Raw genomic sequence first — 18,111 nt, 5'->3', positions numbered from 1 at the left:
GATTATCTATCGCATCATAGAGTTGATGATGTTTAATAGATGGTTAGTAGTTGGAAAGTGTGTGAAAAATGAGTGGAATGTGAAGGCTGTACACGAATTTCGTTGTTCTGCTTGCGGGAGGCAATTGGGCATGCTGCAAGCAGAATGACATCTATTAAGCTGTGTATGGATGAAAATAAGATTGATAGTTTCAAAGAGTTTACCTTTAATTACGGAATAGGTTGGAGGAACACAAGTTGGCTACATATACGCCGATGATTCAGCAATACTTAGCCGTTAAGGCGCAGGTCCCAGATGCTTTTTTATTTTTTCGTCTGGGCGATTTTTATGAGATGTTCTTTGAAGATGCCATCAATGCATCACGTGAATTAGAGATTACGTTAACAGGCCGTGAAGGTGGCGGTGAAGAGAAAATTCCAATGTGCGGCGTTCCTCATCATGCGGCGGACAACTATATGTCACGCTTAATTGAGAAAGGCTACAAAGTCGCCATCTGCGAACAGGTGGAAGATCCTGCTGAGGCCAAAGGCGTTGTACGCCGGGAAATCGTACGGATCGTAACACCAGGTACGGTGATGGATAGCAAGCTGTTAGGTGAATCCGTCAACAACTATATTGTATCTTTGGTAAACCAAGCGGATGGCTATGCATTTACAGCCTGCGATATTTCAACAGGTGAGCTCTACACAACAGAGCTGCCTAATTCCTGGGAGCTCGTTGTTGATGAGTTAAATGTTTATAATCCATCCGAAATCGTGACGAATCAAGCTATGCTGACAACGATTCGCGAGTCTGGCGCTGCTTGGGGCCGCAATATGGTGCTGACGGAGTGGACAAGAGCGGATGAGACACTGCTGGATGAGCATTTCGCAGAAGATGCCGCGTTATCGAATTTATCTAGTATCAGTCGACAAGGTGTCGCTTCGTTGCTTGCTTATTTGAAAGAAACGCAAAAAAGAGCACTCACGCACGTGAAGCACATTCGCATCTATGAGCCGGATCAATTTATGACGATGGATCCCTTTACTCGTCGAAATTTAGAACTCGTTGAAACCGTTCGTGAGCGTGCCAAAAAAGGGTCGTTATTGTGGCTTTTGGACAAAACGGTAACCGCAATGGGCGCGCGTATGCTGCGCCGATGGATTGAGAAACCGCTGATGAACGTGGCGCGCATTGAGGAAAGATTAGAAGCTGTCAATTTGCTCTACAATCAATTGATTGTGCGAGAAGATGTGAAGCAAGCACTGAAGGAAGTCTATGATTTGGAGCGTTTAGTCGCTCGAATCTCCTATGGCAATGCGAATGCCCGCGATATGATCGCGTTGAAGCACTCCTTACAGCAAGTTCCGATGCTCCAACAGTTATGTGCCGCATCGGGATCCGAAACATTGCGGAAGCTCGTTGATAATATGGACGTCTGTGATGACGTCATGTCCTGGATTGCTAATGCGATTGAGGACGAGCCGCCTGTTTCGATTCGTGACGGGGGGATGATTCGAGAAGGGTATCAGCCCTATCTAGATCAACTTCGTGAAGCAAGCAAGAACGGAAAGCAATGGATTGCCGAGCTGGAGCGTCAAGAACGCGAAGCAACGGGCATTAAGTCGCTCAAAATCGGCTACAACAAAGTGTTTGGTTACTTTATCGAGGTCACGAAAGCCAACATGTCCGCCCTGCAGGAAGGGCGCTACGAGCGTAAACAGACGCTCGCGAATGCGGAGCGATATGTGACGCCTGAGCTTAAAGAGAAAGAAGCGCTCATTCTGGAAGCGCAAGATAAAATGATTGATCTGGAGTATGAGCTGTTCACGGAGCTGCGCGATCGGATTTCGAAGCATATCTCCAGATTGCAGAAGCTGGCGGAGGTCATTGCCACCGCCGATGTGTATCAATCGCTGGCGACGGTCAGTGCGGCGCATCACTTCCGCAAGCCGGAGATCGGCGAAGGCTTCGATCTTGCGATTGAAGACGGCCGACACCCTGTGGTGGAGGCTGTCATCCAGGACGGCTCGTTCATCGCGAACGGGACGAGCCTGCTACAAGAGCAGGGCCGCATCCTGCTCATTACTGGGCCGAATATGGCCGGTAAGAGTACGTATATGCGGCAAGTGGCCGTGATCTGCCTGATGGCGCAGATCGGCTGCTTCGTGCCTGCAAGCTCCGCGCGCATCCCGGTCACGGACCGGATCTTCACGCGGATCGGAGCTGCCGATGATCTGATCGGCGGGCAGAGTACGTTCATGGTCGAGATGATGGACATCCAGGTCATGACGGAGAAGGCGACGAGTCGAAGCCTTGTCATCATTGATGAGCTGGGCCGCGGCACCTCGACTGGCGAGGGCATGGCGATCGCACAAGCCGTCATTGAATTCCTTCACGACCGAATAGGTTGCAAGACGCTCGTGTCGACGCATTTCCATGAGCTCGCCCATCTGGAAGAGAGCCTTGTGCATCTGCGCAATCACTGCATGGCCGTGAAAGAAAGCGGCAGGCAGGTCACCTTCCTGCGGAAGCTCATCCCTGGAGCAGCAAGCACGAGTTACGGCATCTACTGTGCCGAAATCGCTGGGTTGCCTGAAGCGATCATTCAGCGCTCGTACGCGCTGCTGAATGGCTTTGAAGAGCGGGCGGCAGCGTCAGCAGTACCGCAAGCCGCTGCGACAGCTGCGGTTGCCACGGTTGCAGCCACCGCGACAGCGCCGATCCGGCAGCTGTCCCTCTTTGAGGAGGACAGTCCAGCTGAAGTTGCCGTCAAGAAGAAGCATGACGGCAAATCCCAACTGGTGCTTGACCAGTTGAAGGGGATTGATCTCATCAATATGACGCCATTGCAGGCGCTCAATTTAGTCTATGAATGGAAGCAAAAGCTACAATAAACCAAGATGGCCTGATTCAGTTTTTTAATTAACAATACGCTCCATTACTTGATGTTAGATCACACTGAACGGAGATATGGATATGAAATTATCACCACTGAACAAGAAAGCTGTTAAAGCAACTTTGGCACTCGCATCGGCTCTAGCAGTCGTAATGCCTGTAAGTGCCATGGCACAAGAGGATTTACAAACTGTTCTCGTGCGAAAAACACTTGTCGAAAATCATGTGAGCGGTGTTTCCTTAGAAGCACTGGAAAATCAGAGCATTGAGCAGATGATTGCTGGGTTAAAGGATCCCTATACGGTGCTCTTCACGCCTCAGGATTACGGTCAATTTTCGAATACACTTGAAAATAGTTTTGAAGGCATTGGCTGTGTAATTGGGCTGGATGACCAAGGTGTATATGTTTCGAAAACAATCCCGGGTTCCCCAGCAGAAGCTGCTGGGCTGCTCCCTGATGATTATATAAGAGCCGTGGATGGCGCTCCTGCTTCGACGACATCAATTGATGCTGTTCGGAGTAAAATTATTGGCGTCGCAGGTACCCAGGTGAAGGTAACCGTACTTCGCGGAGATAAAGAATTAACGTTCGAGCTTACTCGCCATGCTGTGAATTCCCCGGAAGTATACAGCAAAAGTTTTACCAATGGTGTGGGTTACGTACAAATCACGGACTTTTCAGATGAAGCTGATGAAGAATTTGATAAACAATTAAGTGCGCTGCAAGAAAAAGGACTGAAGTACTTAATCTTAGATGTTCGAGATAATCCCGGTGGTTATCTAGAAACGGCTCGTAACATTGCTAAACATTTTGTAAAAGATGGCGTCCTCATTCATACGCAGAACCGTGATGGTGTAGATGATCCAGTGGCGATTGAAGGTGGAAATCCACTAGCAATTCCTGTTTATATTTTAGCGAACGAGAATAGTGCAAGTGCTTCTGAGGTACTCTCAGGGGCCTTACAGGACTACGGGGTCGCGAAAGTGATTGGTATGCAAACATTTGGTAAAGGAAGTGTACAGCAGCTATTCGAGCTTCCGGATCAAAGTGTTTTGAAGGTTACGGTTGAAGAATACTTAACACCCAAAATGCGAAAAGTGAACAAAGTAGGCATTACGCCTGACTTGAAAGTTGATGGGGTGGCGGCACAGCTCATTACTGCACTTCATGAAACAGGTATTTCGGATATCCAAGTGTCGTTCTCCAAACATAATGTTACGTATAACGGTATTGACCTTGGCTATGGCTTCGGCAGCTTTAGTGAAAAGGATCATTTCTATGCCTCTGCACGTGGGCTAGCCGCTCTTATCGGGGCCAAGATCACTTGGAATGATCCGAATCGCACCGTGGATATCACGGATAGCAAGGGAACGCATGCGTTTGCGATTGAATCCGATAAGCTGATAATTGTAAATGGCATGAGCTATGTGAATGTCGATGTATTTGATGATTATTTTCCGCAACTGAAGGTCATTCATCAAGGGGAGAACGTTTCTATACAGGCTACAAAGGGGAACTGAGACGATGGGTAAAATTCAGCTCTTAAGCGAGCATATTGCGAACCAAATTGCAGCAGGTGAAGTGGTGGAGCGGCCTTCATCGGTCGTGAAAGAGCTGGTTGAGAACTCGGTTGATGCGGGGAGTACCCGTGTTGATGTCACGATTGAAGAAGGTGGCTTAACCTTAATTCGGGTATCTGATAACGGCTCAGGCATGGCTCTCGAGGATTGTGAATTAGCTTTCCAACGGCATGCTACGAGTAAAATAGCAACGAGCAAGGATCTTTTCTCGATCCGCACGCTGGGCTTCCGAGGTGAAGCCTTGCCAAGTATTGCTTCTGTCTCCAGGCTCGAGTGTGTAACCAGTGCGACGAGTGATGGGTTGGGACGTAAAATCACCATCGAAGGCGGCACGATTCGTGCCGTGGAAGAAACAGCGGCATCGCGCGGTACAGAAGTTACGGTGCGTGATTTATTTTATAACACGCCAGCTAGATTGAAATATATGAAAACGATCCAGACGGAACTTGGACATATTTCCGATTATTTATATCGTCTTTCGCTCGCTCATCCTGGCATTGCGTTCACCTTGAAGCATAATGGCAATGTATTGCTCCAAACGCTGGGCAACGGGGATCTGCTCCAAGTCATAGCCGGCATCTACGGCACGGCGATTGCCAAGCAAATGCTTCCACTCCAAGTGGAAAGCTTGGATTACACGATCTCGGGCTTCGTCGCCAAGCCCGAGATGACGCGCGCGAATCGCGGCGGCATATCGACCATTGTGAATGGTCGATATGTGCGCAACTTCGCGCTGAATCAAGCCCTGCTGCAGGGGTATCACACCCTGCTGCCGATCAACCGTTTCCCAGTGGCTGCGCTGCACATCGGGATGGACCCTGCTCTCGTGGATGTCAATGTGCATCCATCCAAGCTTGAAGTCCGCTTCAGCAAGGAAGCGGAGCTAACGGCCTTGATCGAAGCCGAGGTGAAGCGGCTATTCGGCAGACAAGTACTGATTCCTATGGGAGTCAAGTCATCAGCGCCGAAAGGCGCTTATGTTCAGGAACAATTGGAGCTCACACGTACTGTGGAGCCACCAAAGGAAAACCGTAATCCGTCGATGGAGCTGGATGCGGAGTTTTTCAAGGACCACAAGGAATCTGAGGATACGAAGGGCACGCAGGGGTTGAATGCATTGAATAGCTGGAATGGCTTGAAGGAATCAAGCCCTATTCAGAGGACGGATGACACCCAATGGTCGCCGCCTCAGATCAAAGAAACGGCACCTGACTATCGTCAGGCAGCGCCATTTTCTTCCACTTCACCTTCTCAAAAGCAGCCGCCTGACGTGCCTTTTTCGAGAACCGTTTCAACTTCCGAGAATGGATTTACTACAAAAAGAACGCCAGCAACTAGTCAGAGCTACACGCCTGCAAGCGATGCAGCATTTCGAAACACCTCCATTCAACAGCAACGACGCACGAATGAGGCGTTTATGGATTTGATGCCATCGAGTGCGGACAGCGATGCACCCAAGCTTCCAACGTTTCCTCGTTTGGATCCGATTGGACAAATGCATGGCACCTATTTGATTGCGCAGAATGAAACAGGCTTGTACTTAATAGATCAGCATGCTGCACATGAACGTATAAATTATGAATATTTTTATGAGCATTTTGGAAATCCTGCTGAGGCGAGCCAAGAATTGCTCGTTCCGATTACGTTAGAATTTACTCCGGCTGAAGCGGGTGTTATTTCGGATAAGCTTGCCTTGTTTGAGCAAGTAGGCGTGTATATGGAAGCCTTTGGGGGCAACACGTTCTTAGTACGCGCACATCCTCATTGGTTTCCTTCAGGAGAAGAGAAGGCTATCGTCGAAGAGATGTGTGAGCTCATCATTTCTGACCGCAAAGCTTTGGATATCGCCAAACTACGCGAAAAGGCAGCGATAATGTGCTCGTGTAAAGCATCAATAAAGGCTAATCAAAGCCTTAGTACGTTGGAGATGGAGACGTTAATTGATCGTCTCGCGAGCTGTCGAAACCCGTATACGTGTCCGCATGGACGACCGATCGTTGTTAGCTTTACAACTTATGAGCTAGAAAAAATGTTTAAGCGAGTGATGTAACCCTGTGCTAGTAACAACTTCGTATAACCCGTCCGCCGAATTGGTGGCGGAAGCCGCACGCTTATCAGCTTTATATGGGGGCCGAAATGTGCCCCGGAAGAAGTATTCTTTGGAACTTCTTAGGAGAAATTATAAGGATAGTTCTGTTCTGCTTGTGACAAGAGAAGAGATCAGGTACTATGAAGAAGACCACCCAGCAACTTTTTTCCATCCAAGTATGTCTCTCGTTCGTGTCAAACGAATGCAAAGAGGGGAGCCTGATTTACTCATTGAGGCATCAGGAGCAGTTTCCGGCGACCATATTGTGGATTGTACAGCGGGGCTTGCGTCGGATGCCATTGTCTTCTCCTTTGTGGTTGGTATGGAAGGGCATGTTATCGCGCTTGAAAGTGAAAAGATCCCAGCCATGCTGATTCAAGAAGGCTTGGTACAGTATCAGTCGGAAATACCGGAATTGAATGCAGCAATGAGACGCATTGAGGTTAGGCACACGCATCACCTGTCCTATTTGCAGCAGTTAGACACGCAGAGTGTGGATGTGGTCTATTTTGACCCCATGTTTCGCAGTCCGATTGAGGAATCACATGCGATATCCCCACTTCGGCATCGTGCGAACGATGAAGCCGTTAGCTTGGCTTCGATCGCTGAAGCAAGACGCGTTGCACGCAAAAGTATTGTGCTTAAAGAAAATCGAGACAGTTCTGAGTTTGCTCGGCTCGGGTTCGAGCATGTGTTACGTTCAACAACGAAAACAACGTATGGAGTGATTCGATTGTGTTAGCCCCATCAGCCAAGCCGAAATTACTCGTGCTACTTGGTCCCACCGCAGTTGGCAAGACCAAGCTTAGCTTGGAAATTGCTCAGCGCTTCAATTGTGAAATAATTTCCGGTGATTCGATGCAGGTGTATCGCGGCATGGACATCGGAACCGCCAAAGCGAGCGAGGCGGAGCAGCAAGTCGTCCCGCATCATTTGATTGACATTCATGATCCGTCGTATTCGTTTTCTGCAGCAGAGTTTCAAGAGCGAGTAAAAGGATTAATTCAAGACATCCACTCGCGTGGCAAGCTGCCATTTATCGTAGGTGGCACAGGATTATATATCGAATCGGTTTGCTATGATTATCAATTCACGGATGTCAGCATGGATGAGGAATTCAGGCAATTGCAGGAAGAATTCGCAAATACGCATGGGGAAGAAGCCCTTCATGACAAGTTGCGTGAAATTGATCCGGAGAGTGCCAACCGTCTGCATGCAAATGACCGTAGGCGCGTCATTCGAGCACTTGAGATTTTCCATATATCTGGAGAAACCATGACCGCTCATTTGGCCTCCCAGAAAAAAGAATCTCCTTACGAACTATGTATCATTGGACTAACGATGGACCGAGCGCTGCTCTATCAACGGATTGAAGAACGCATTGATGCGATGATTCAGGAAGGGTTGGTCGAAGAGGTACAGGCGCTACTCGCTGCTGGTACCCCGAAGTCTGCCATCTCGATGCAAGCACTTGGTTACAAGGAGATCGTTAGTTATTTGGAGCATGAGCTCGGTTTCGAAGATGCCGTGATCCTGCTCAAGCGGGATACACGTCGATTTGCGAAGCGTCAATTGTCTTGGTTTCGGCATATGAAGGACATTGATTGGGTTGATGTGACAGATACAGCAAATTTTTCTGCCCATTTCGAAATGATTAGTGATATACTAGCAGGAAAGTTTGTACATAAAATAGAATATAATTAACAAATATCACCATTAGAAAATAGCGCCGTTTGGGCGAAAGTTTCATTCCATTAAGGGGGACATACTGATGAACCGATCCATTAATATTCAGGACAATTTTCTAAATCAGCTGCGTAAAGAAAGCATTCCCGTTACCGTTTATTTAACGAATGGCTTTCAAATTAGAGGACTTATTCGTGCATTTGACAATTTCACCATCATCATTGACAGTGAAGGCCGTCAACAAATGGTGTACAAGCATGCCATTTCTACCTTCACACCACAGCGTGCTGTTTCATTAATGGCGGCTGCAGAAGCAACGGAATAATCTGTATATCGCTTCAATTTGCAACTTTTTAATGGACTGAAACGTCTAACCGAATAGAAACTTTTGGGAGCAACCTTGTATAAAGGTTGTTCTTTTGTTGGTTTCATCTTCTATCGAGAGAGAAACGAAACGTGAGGGAGTTGGTGAATATGGATAAACCTACGAGACATCCATCCACGCCGCAAACTAAGCCAAGGGAGTCCAAACAAAGCCAGAATAAAGGTCCCAAGAAGAAAAAATTCAATGCACGTAAGCTCATTATGGGTTCCATCATTGCTGCGATTGTCGCCGTGATTTGTGCAACGGGAATTTATATTGTTGTCATCATGAGCGGGTTCAAAATCCTGGATGCCAATATTGATAAAATTGTTAGCACAACCGAGTCGACTCTTATTTATGCGCAAGAAGAGGGTAAAGATAAGGATGGCAAGGATAAACCTGCCACCGAAATATCGAAGATTTATCGAGGAGAAAATCGGGAAAGCGTTAATATCAAAGATGTTCCTGAACGGTTGAGGCAAGCATTTATCGCGACAGAGGATCGTCGGTTCAATGAGCACTCGGGTGTTGATTTAAGAGCAATCGGTCGTGCACTAGTCACGGATATCATTCACATGAGTGCAGTTGAAGGCGGAAGTACGATCACGCAGCAGCTGGCCAAAAACGTATTCCTTAGCTCAGAGAAGACCGCATTCCGAAAAGGTACGGAGATGTCGATTGCGTTTGCGCTCGATGAGCGGTTTACGAAGGATGAGATTCTAGAAAAATATTTGAATCGTATTTTCTTCGGAAGTAACGCGTACGGCATTAAGGCAGCGGCCAAGGTTTACTTTGGCAAATCGAATTTGAACGAGTTGGAAGTATGGGAAATGGCGACACTTGCCGCTTTACCTAAAGCACCTTCCCGTTACTCGCCATTAACCCATCCGGATTTATCGAAAGAACGTCGAGCAGTTGTTCTAAGGCTGATGACGGATCAGGGCTATATTACAGAGGCTGAGCGTGCCAAAGCCGCTGCAGTCGATTATATGCCGCCTACGACTGGGAGCACGGGTACGAAAGAGTATGCATCGTTCGTGGACTATGTCGTGAATGAAGCGGAAGACATGTATGGCATCGAAGAAGATGAGCTGCTGACCAAAGGTTACCGTATTTATACAACAATGAATATCAAGGCTCAGCAAACCATTGAGCAAACCTATGCGACTCCGAGTTTCTTCCAGAAGGATGCTGCAGACGGTCAGAAGATTCAGAGCTCCATGGTTATTCTAGATAATAAAACCGGTGGTATAATGGGATTAATCGGTGGCCGGGATTATAAAACCAAAGGTTTCAGTCGTGTGTATTCCAAAAGACAACCAGGTTCTTCCTTTAAACCGATTGCTGTCTATGCACCCGCATTAGATAGTGGGAAATATACGCCGTATTCATTGTTAGATGATACGCAGACGTCTTTTGGTTCGTATACACCACAAAACTACGATCGCCAGACACATGGGCAAGTGACGATGTTCGAAGCGGTCAAGAAATCCTACAATTTGGCGCCTGTCTGGTTATTAAGTAAAATGGGTGTTGGGACGGGGACAGCATTTGCTAATAAGTTAGGTACGACCTTAAATCCTCAGAAGGATCAGAATTTAGCTATTGCGCTAGGCGGTCTTACTGACGGTGTATCGCCCTTGCAAATGGCTAGTGCTTATTCAGCTTTTGCAAATCAAGGCTCGCAAAATAAAACACATGCGATTTTGCGCATAACAGACGCTCAAGGTAAGGAAATTGCGGCGTATAAGCCGGAGAAAAAGCAAGTAATGCAGCCGTCCACAGCCTACTACATGACACTGCTGTTGCAGGGAGTAGTTGAGACAGGTGGTACCGGTGTGAAAGCGAAGTTCAATCGTCCGGTTGCTGGGAAAACGGGATCTACTGGACTTGATATCAAGGGCATTGAACAGTACGATCGAGATGTGTGGTTCGTTGGCTATACCCCTGAATGGACTGCTGCCGTATGGGAAGGTTTCGATAAGGTCGATTCCAAACATTATGTGACGGTGGGAAGCGGCAGCACGGCTGCTATTTTCAAGGAAGTCATGTCCTTATCTCTTAAGGATAAGCCAGTTACAAACTTCGTTAAGCCTGCCAATGTGAATGATTTGAAAGAACCGCCAAGTGGCATTGCGGATGTTACTGCTGTCTATGTCCCAGAAACGAAACAGGTGAAAATTACGTGGACCACTTTAGGTGATAAAGTTAGCTACCAATTATTCCGCAAAGGCGCGAGTGAAGCTGAAGCCAGAATGGTTGTTCAAACACCGAAATCTCAAATCGAGGACACGACGGTTAACAGTGGGGAAACGTATCAATATTATGTGGTTCCGCTTGAAACGGATTCGAATACACCTGGTGCGAAGTCGAATGTTGTTACGGTCGTAATCCCGAAGGATGATTCACTTCCGAATGGCGGAATTCCTTCACCATCTTCGTCGGTTTCGCCGTCACCATCCCCTGGTAACGGGGGGATTAATCCTAATCCTTCCCCATCACCTAGCGGGAAGCCTGTTCCTTCGATATCACCAGGGGCATCGATTAAACCTGGTACAGGAACGGAAACGGGGCCAAGTCCAACACCTAACCCATCAATAAGTCCTAAGCCGAGTCCAACGCCGACGCCATTACCGGTGAATAAGCCGAATGATGAGAAGCCGAAGAACGGCGATTAGCTTATAGAGTGAGCATTATAAGGCCCAGAAAGGGCCTTATAGCTCCGGCAGGCCGAAGCGGACAAGCCATTGTGCCCAATATGGCGTTAAAAACAGTCTCTTCCTAATGGCACTTACGTGCACGCATCATCAAACAAATTCAAACTGGAGGACCAATCAATGAAACTAGCCACCAAATCAATGAAGTCTAAAATGCTGATCACCGCTTCCCTGCTTACTTTAACGTTAATCGCTTCTGCATGCGGCAATAAACCGACAGAAACAACTGGCGGCACGGCAACGCCTGCCACGAGCACTACCGCACCAACATCATCTGCAGCAACGGCAACACCTGCGGCGTCGACATCGACATCAGCAGCTAAACAATGGAGTAAAGCTCCAGATATGATCATTGATACGAACAAAACGTATCAGGCTGAAGTAACAACGTCGAAAGGGACGTTTACGATCGATTTGTACACCAAAGAGGCACCGAAAACGGTGAACAACTTCGTCTTTTTGTCCAAAGAAGGTTTCTATAACAATGTGACGTTTCACCGTATTATCAAAACTTTCATGATCCAAACGGGAGATCCTCAAGGAACAGGCAGAGGGGGCCCAGGTTATAAATTTGCGGATGAGCTGAAAACGACTCATAAATATGAACCAGGTACTGTGGCGATGGCTAATTCTGGTCCGAACACGAATGGCAGCCAATTTTTCATCTGTTCGGGTGCTGATTGCGCTAATTTGAACAGTGCGCCGAATTATTCGATTTTCGGAAAAGTCACAGCAGACAGTATGGCCACAATTTTGAAAATCGCAGAAACACCAGTGGAAATGGGTGGAGAGTCCACGCCAAGTAAGCCAAAAGAAAAGGTAACGATTAACACCATTTCGATTAAAGAAAAATAAACTAACATAAAGAACGCTTTCATAAAAGATAGGAGTGGATCTCATGAAACAACCGTGTCTATTGTTCCATGGATTTACAGGTGGACCTTATGAGGTTGAGCCGTTAGCTCGGCATTTACGAGAGCGTGGTCAGCTGTGTGAGGTGCCGGTCCTACCTTGGAATGGAGAAAACCGTCATCAGCTTCACGCATCGCGTTGGGAAGATTGGGTGCAGGCAGCTGAATGGCATGCAGCCAGAATGACAGAGACCTATGGCTCCTTTGATATGGTTGGATTTTCAATGGGTGGTCTACTGGCTGCTTACTTATCGGTTCGTTACCCTGTACGGAGACTCATTCTGTTAAACACGGCGGTCATTTATGTCAGCCCGGGCCGGCTCTTGAACGTCCTTCGTGAGGAATGGAAGTATCAACGTAAAATCAGTTTAATCAAGGGGAAATCTACGCCACTCGTGGCGACCTGGCAATTTACGAGGCTTGTCCGACATCTGAAGCCGGAGCTCAGTCAAGTAAATAAGCCTACCCTTATTGCACAAGCGGAAAGGGATCAAGTGATTCATCCGCAGAGTGCGCGGTATATTTATAGTAAGCTCAGAGGGCAGCGAGAGCTTCACTGGCACGCCAAATCGGATCATTTAATCTGTTTGAGCGAGGACGCCCCAGCCTTATTTCGGCAAGTGAGTACATTTCTGGATAAGGAGTAGGAAGGATGACGGCAAAGCCTAGCATGAACAAAAAACAACGCGCCATCGTACCTGCGCCAACAAAGAAGAAGGCCAGCTCTTCGAAAGGAAAAACACCATCTAGGTTGTATCGCCTATTTGTAAGGACATTTCAATTCGTGTTGATCTCCTTCGCCTTACTGGTGAGTTGGGTTGTGTTTATCCAGTGGAAAGTACAGTTAGGACCAAATCAACCGAGCTTACCTAAGCAAGTTGATGTAGGAATTGTATTGGGAGCTTCGCTGCGCAATGATATCCCAAGTCCTGGGCTGCAAGAGCGTCTAGACTTAGCTGTGGAGTTGTACAAGCAGGGGCGTTTCAAGCAACTTATTGTGTCAGGTGGTTTGGATCATAATGGTTCTAAGCTGACAGAAGCTGAGGGCATGAGGGACTATTTGGTGAAGAATGGATTACCTAAGACAAGCATACTCATCGAGCCCAAGGCAACAAGTACGTATGAGAATTTACTATTCAGTAAGCAAATTATGGATGCGAAATCGCTTGTTAGCTCAATTATCATCACTCATAAGTTTCATAGCTCTCGTTCTCTTGATATTGCAGAAACGATTGGTTACATAGATCCGCTAGTCTCCTCGACAAAGTCAGAGGTGCTATTCATGCCTTATCATGATACAAGAGAAACACTAGCCTACACGAATTGGTATTTGACCAAACTGCAATTGAAGCTCGGGCTAAAATGAAGAAAGCATGACAGGGTAGCGGGAATGCCGCTGCTTGTCATGCTTTTTTTCATCCGTTTACGATGGCCCCACCATTGATATGAAGAATTTGCCCCGCCATGTAAGAGGAGTCTTCACTGGCTAAGAATACATAGCTTGGTGCCAATTCACTGGGCTGTCCGGCTCGTTTCATCGGTGTAGTAGAACCGAAGACCTCAACTTCCTCAGCTGTAAATGTTGATGGAATTAACGGTGTCCAGATGGGACCAGGTGCAACACCGTTCACTCGAATGCCTTTGGCGTTCAACTGCAGGGAGAGTGAGCGTGTGAAGGTGACAATCGCACCTTTCGTTGAGGAATAATCAATTAATTGTTCGTGACCATGGTAAGCAGTGATCGAAGCGGTGTTAATAATCGCACTCCCTGATTTAAGATGAGGAAGAGCGGCTTGCGTCATATAAAAGTAGGAGAAAATATTCGTTCGGAACGTTCGTTCAAGCTGATCTGGCGTAATATCCGTTATACTTTTCTGAGGATGCTGCTCAGCGGCATTGTTAACAAGAATGTCAAGCTTGCCGAATTCTCGAATGACTTGCGCAACAATCTGCTTACAGAAGTTCGCATCTCCTATGTCGCCTGCGACATGCAAGCATTTACGGCCCGCTTGTTCCACATGTCGGTGTGTTTCTTCTGCGTCCTTATGCTCATTTAGGTAGACGATAATGACATCGGCACCTTCTTTGGCGTAAGCAACGGCAATTGCGCGTCCTATGCCGCTGTCACCTCCAGTGATAATAGCAACTTTATCCTTCAGTTTACCAGCAGGTTTATAGCTCTTATTCTCAAATTCGGGAAGTGGCTTCATTTCCGACTCGATGCCAGGTTGATGGTTCTGATGTTGCGGTGGGAAAACAGGTTTTTCCTTCGTGGCAGTCATGTAATTGGCTCCTTTCATCCTAAGAAATTCTTAGTTAGGATGTTACAAGATCAGCCAAATCATACTTCACACGGTAATGATAGCCATATTTCATTTGATACCCTAGCTTCTCGTATAAAGTAACAGCGGGCACATTGCTTGCGATCACCTGCAAATATTGCTGAGTTGCACCTTGTGTGATGCTCCATCTAGTCATTGCATGAAGAATTGCGTAGCCGTAGCCTTTGCCGCGGTGTTCTTCGTGTACGATGACATTGACGAAGCCAGCCCAATCTCCCTCTACGATGGCTGTGCCAAGTGCGACAATCTGACCTTGATCCTTCATAGTAATGAAGGCTTTCGGTGCCGGTATTCGATCACTTAAACCTTGATAAAAGCCCCGACGTTCCTCAGGGTACTTTTCCAGGGAGAGGAAGGCGTCTACCCACTCTTTCGTTACGGATTGCGAAATTTCTAATTCAAGAGCAAATGCTGAAGGGTAATGCTTCTGCATGCGTTCTTCAGCCTGAGTAGCCACTTGTTGGCAATCAGCCGTCATCATATAACAAGGAGTATCTAATACATAGCCTTGGTCTTGCAGCAAGCTGTCCAATTGGTCAGGAGAGGCATGACTAATATGAAAAATAGCAGGTAATCCACGACTATGGTAAAATTGTTCAACATGCGATAGCCAATTGTCATCACTCGGGTAAGACCCAATAGCAAACACGCTGTTTGCTCGTTTGGTGATCCCTTGTGATGCTCTAATGAGCCATTGATCAACCATAGTGTTGCTTTCCGCAGGCCAAGTATTTGCAGCAATGCGATCAAGAAATTCGAAAAAATCACGTTCTGTTTGCATGAAAAAATGCCTCCATTCTCGAAAGTTATTACATAAATATACAATTTTATGTATAAAAATTCAACGGAAAACTTGCGTACATTTTTACGGATTTGTGTCATAGGAGGAAGACAACAATGGAGCTACGATTGCGATCGGCCACATGGGATGACTATGATGCTGTGAATACGATCATTCGTGAAGGTCAGGAAGAACATGCAGACGCATTGCCAGATCGATTTGCCAGACTCGATCATGTTGTTGCGATGGGCTGGTATCGAAGTTTCTCGGATAGGGCGGAAAAAGAGATAATTGTGGCTGAGCTTGGTCTGGAAATAGTAGGAGTCGCTATGTTAGAGATGAAGCAAAGTCCAAACTATGAAGCGCTTGTGCCTCGCAAGTATGCTTATTTAAATGAACTTGCCGTTGCTTCCGCACATCAGCGTCAAGGAATTGGCAAGAGACTCTATCATGCGGCAGTTGATTGGGCACGAGCACGTGATGCCGAGTCACTGGAGTTAAATGTTTGGGAGTTTAATGAACGTGCGTTGCTTTTTTATGCATCCCTTGGCATGCAGACCTTAAACCGCACCCTTACAACAAATTTATTGAAATAGAAAGGGAATCACCGATGCTATTTATAGATAATGAAGGAATCACGGATCCGAGAATCAATCTGGCAATTGAAGAATTCGCCTTGCGGAAGCTCCCAGCGGGAGAGAGTTACTTACTTTTTTATATAAACGAACCTTCGATCATCATTGGCAAAAACCAAAATACGCTAGAAGAAATTAATCCCGAGTATGTGAAAGCGAATAACCTGCATGTTGTTCGTCGTTTGTCTGGGGGTGGTGCAGTGTATCATGATCTAGGGAACTTGAATTTCAGTTTCATCACCCAAGATGACGGGAATTCGTTTCATAATTTTCAGAAGTTTACGGCGCCTGTTGTTGAAGCGTTGCATTCACTTGGCGTTCAAGCTGAATTAACAGGGCGTAATGATATTCAAGTCGGTGAACGCAAAATTTCAGGTAATGCGCAATTTTCAACAAAGGGAAGAATGTTCAGTCATGGGACGCTTCTATTCGATTCTGAGATAGAGAATGTCGTTTCGGCCCTCCGCGTTGATCCCGATAAAATTCAATCCAAAGGTATCAAATCGATCCGAAGTAGGGTCGCGAATATAGTGGAATTTCTGAAAGAACAGATAACGATGGCTGAGTTTCGATCTAAGTTACTTAGTTCCATTTTCGGAGCCAATGAAGTGAATGTGCCTACGTATAAATTAACAGAGGAAGATTGGACTCAGATTCATCAGATATCGGAAGAACGGTATCAGAACTGGGATTGGAATTATGGGAAATCACCTAAAAGCACCGTTCAGCATGCCAAACGAATTGAAGGCGTTGGTAGAGTGGATATTCGCTTATCCATCGAAGAAGGACATCTGCAGCACGTGAAAATATTTGGTGATTTCTTCGGTGCTCATGATGTCGCTGAGCTTGAAAATAAGCTGGCTGGCACGCGTTATGAGGAAAGTGCGGTTCGAGAACGATTGGTCGATGTGGAATTAAAACACTACTTCGGTGCTTTGGATAAGGAGACATTTGTGTCCTTACTTATGCTGACGTAAACGAAATCCAAGTTAATAAGCAGTGAGTATCGTATTCCTATAGAGGCTGCGGTCTAAAATGGTGTTTACAAGCGTAGGATGGTGGATACGCACTAATAAACCATCATGTAAACGAGGTGATCCTCATGAGTGGTAGAAGCTTGCCATCCAGACAAATCAACATCGTTTTACGGCAGCCGGAACCTGGCAGTCAGCGGCGAACTGTTGAGGGATCAGGCGGGCAGTCAGGCGCTTCACCCCTTGCCGACGCCGAGCCGATGATCTCTAGCAAAAGGACGCCAATGGAGGGGCCGCTATCGGATGTTTTCAAAGAGCTGAATCAACTGATTGGCTTAGAAAATGTCAAAGAGCTGGTGCATGAAATTTATGCGCTGCTGCAGATCTCTCAATTTAGAGTTGAAGCCGGACTTATGAGCAATGCTCATGTGTACCATATGATTTTCAAGGGCAGCCCTGGAACTGGGAAGACGACAGTAGCACGATTGTTGGGTCGTATGTTTCATGCGATGGGCGTACTGAGTAAAGGGCATTTCATTGAAGTGGAGCGTGCAGACCTCGTCGGTGAATACATTGGGCATACCGCACTGAAAACGCGTGAATTAATGAAAAAAGCGATGGGCGGCGTACTATTTATTGATGAGGCATATAGCTTGGCACGTGGCGGTGAGAAGGATTTTGGCAAGGAATCGATTGATGCTTTGGTCAAAGGGATGGAAGATAAGAAAAATGATTTCATTCTCATTCTAGCGGGGTATAGTGAGGAAATGGAGCAATTCCTAGCCACAAACCCAGGACTTCCTTCACGCTTTCCGATCCAAATTGATTTTGAGGATTATGCGATCGATCAATTGATCCAAATTACAGAGTTGATGGCGAAAGATCGGGAATATGTGCTGCTGCCACAAACACTAGCGAAGCTGAAGCAACACCTCGCCGAAGAGAAAGCGATGACCTGGCGTTCTTTCAGCAATGCGAGGTACGTGAGGAATATTTTGGAGAAAGCCATGCGGCATCAAGCTGTACGATTGTTAAGTCAATATGTGAATGCGCCATCCAAACTTGAATTAATGTCGATACGTCCTGAAGATGTGAAATTTAAATGACAGTTCAAAGAGCTAATTAACTTATTTAAGTTAATTGGCTTTTTTTTC

General features: G+C 46.6%; 15 protein-coding genes. 13 read left to right on the top strand and 2 right to left on the bottom strand.

The window, feature by feature from the left end; genetic code table 11:
* Positions 1-236 precede the first annotated feature (236 nt).
* The 10 genes from mutS to ACSQ8P_RS21010 all read left to right on the top strand — a co-directional run bounded on the left by mutS (position 237) and on the right by ACSQ8P_RS21010 (position 13,591).
* A complete protein-coding gene (gene mutS / locus ACSQ8P_RS21055) occupies positions 237-2,876 on the top strand; it encodes a DNA mismatch repair protein MutS (RefSeq protein ID WP_436236971.1) in 2,640 nt (879 codons plus the stop codon).
* A gap of 82 nt (positions 2,877-2,958) precedes the next feature.
* Positions 2,959-4,398 carry a S41 family peptidase gene (locus ACSQ8P_RS21050; RefSeq protein ID WP_436236970.1) on the top strand — a complete coding sequence of 480 codons (1,440 nt, stop codon included), beginning with the start codon at positions 2,959-2,961 and terminating at the stop codon, positions 4,396-4,398.
* 4 nt (positions 4,399-4,402) lie between these two features.
* On the top strand, positions 4,403-6,508 hold the full coding sequence (gene mutL / locus ACSQ8P_RS21045; RefSeq protein WP_436236969.1) for a DNA mismatch repair endonuclease MutL: 2,106 nt from the start codon (positions 4,403-4,405) through the stop codon (positions 6,506-6,508).
* Positions 6,509-6,512: 4 nt separating this feature from the next.
* On the top strand, positions 6,513-7,289 hold the full coding sequence (locus ACSQ8P_RS21040) for a class I SAM-dependent methyltransferase (RefSeq protein WP_436236968.1): 777 nt from the start codon (positions 6,513-6,515) through the stop codon (positions 7,287-7,289).
* Complete coding sequence (gene miaA, locus ACSQ8P_RS21035) at positions 7,280-8,251, top strand: tRNA (adenosine(37)-N6)-dimethylallyltransferase MiaA (protein WP_436239574.1); 972 nt, start codon at positions 7,280-7,282, stop codon at positions 8,249-8,251. The genes ACSQ8P_RS21040 and miaA overlap by 10 nt, the downstream gene beginning before the upstream one ends.
* Positions 8,252-8,318: 67 nt before the next feature.
* Positions 8,319-8,558, top strand: a complete 240-nt coding sequence (gene hfq, locus ACSQ8P_RS21030) for an RNA chaperone Hfq (protein WP_056620871.1) — start codon at positions 8,319-8,321, stop codon at positions 8,556-8,558.
* A gap of 149 nt (positions 8,559-8,707) precedes the next feature.
* On the top strand, positions 8,708-11,275 hold the full coding sequence (locus tag ACSQ8P_RS21025; protein WP_436236967.1) for a PBP1A family penicillin-binding protein: 2,568 nt from the start codon (positions 8,708-8,710) through the stop codon (positions 11,273-11,275).
* Between the two features lie 159 nt (positions 11,276-11,434).
* On the top strand, positions 11,435-12,169 hold the full coding sequence (locus tag ACSQ8P_RS21020; protein ID WP_436236966.1) for a peptidylprolyl isomerase: 735 nt from the start codon (positions 11,435-11,437) through the stop codon (positions 12,167-12,169).
* Positions 12,170-12,212: 43 nt separating this feature from the next.
* Positions 12,213-12,872, top strand: a complete 660-nt coding sequence (locus ACSQ8P_RS21015; RefSeq protein WP_436236965.1) for an alpha/beta hydrolase — start codon at positions 12,213-12,215, stop codon at positions 12,870-12,872.
* A 23-nt stretch (positions 12,873-12,895) separates the two neighbouring features.
* Positions 12,896-13,591 (top strand): YdcF family protein, encoded by a 696-nt coding sequence (locus ACSQ8P_RS21010; RefSeq protein WP_436236964.1) that lies wholly within the window; start codon positions 12,896-12,898, stop codon positions 13,589-13,591.
* 49 nt (positions 13,592-13,640) lie between these two features.
* Here the strand turns inward: ACSQ8P_RS21010 and ACSQ8P_RS21005 are convergent, their stop codons facing one another.
* Together ACSQ8P_RS21005 and ACSQ8P_RS21000 are read right to left on the bottom strand one after the other, a co-directional pair.
* Positions 13,641-14,507: an SDR family oxidoreductase gene (locus ACSQ8P_RS21005; protein WP_436236963.1), complete on the bottom strand. Its 867-nt coding sequence runs from the start codon at positions 14,505-14,507 to the stop codon at positions 13,641-13,643.
* Between the two features lie 34 nt (positions 14,508-14,541).
* Positions 14,542-15,348, bottom strand: coding sequence for a GNAT family N-acetyltransferase (locus tag ACSQ8P_RS21000; RefSeq protein WP_436236962.1), 807 nt, complete (start codon positions 15,346-15,348; stop codon positions 14,542-14,544).
* A gap of 116 nt (positions 15,349-15,464) precedes the next feature.
* Between ACSQ8P_RS21000 and ACSQ8P_RS20995 the strand changes: the two genes are divergently transcribed.
* From ACSQ8P_RS20995 to ACSQ8P_RS20985, 3 genes are all read left to right on the top strand, one after another.
* Positions 15,465-15,944, top strand: coding sequence for an N-acetyltransferase family protein (locus tag ACSQ8P_RS20995; RefSeq protein ID WP_436236961.1), 480 nt, complete (start codon positions 15,465-15,467; stop codon positions 15,942-15,944).
* Positions 15,945-15,958: 14 nt separating this feature from the next.
* The gene (locus tag ACSQ8P_RS20990; protein WP_436236960.1) at positions 15,959-16,960 is read left to right on the top strand and encodes a lipoate--protein ligase; all 1,002 of its coding nucleotides are present in this window, start codon (positions 15,959-15,961) and stop codon (positions 16,958-16,960) included.
* Positions 16,961-17,085: 125 nt separating this feature from the next.
* On the top strand, positions 17,086-18,063 hold the full coding sequence (locus ACSQ8P_RS20985) for an AAA family ATPase (protein WP_436236959.1): 978 nt from the start codon (positions 17,086-17,088) through the stop codon (positions 18,061-18,063).
* Positions 18,064-18,111: the final 48 nt, after the last annotated feature.

The organism is Paenibacillus sp. LjRoot153 (genome assembly GCF_964253085.1).
In the GTDB taxonomy this organism is placed as follows: Bacteria; Bacillota; Bacilli; order Paenibacillales; family NBRC-103111; genus Paenibacillus_E.
This window is presented reverse-complemented; position numbering and strand designations above follow the sequence as displayed.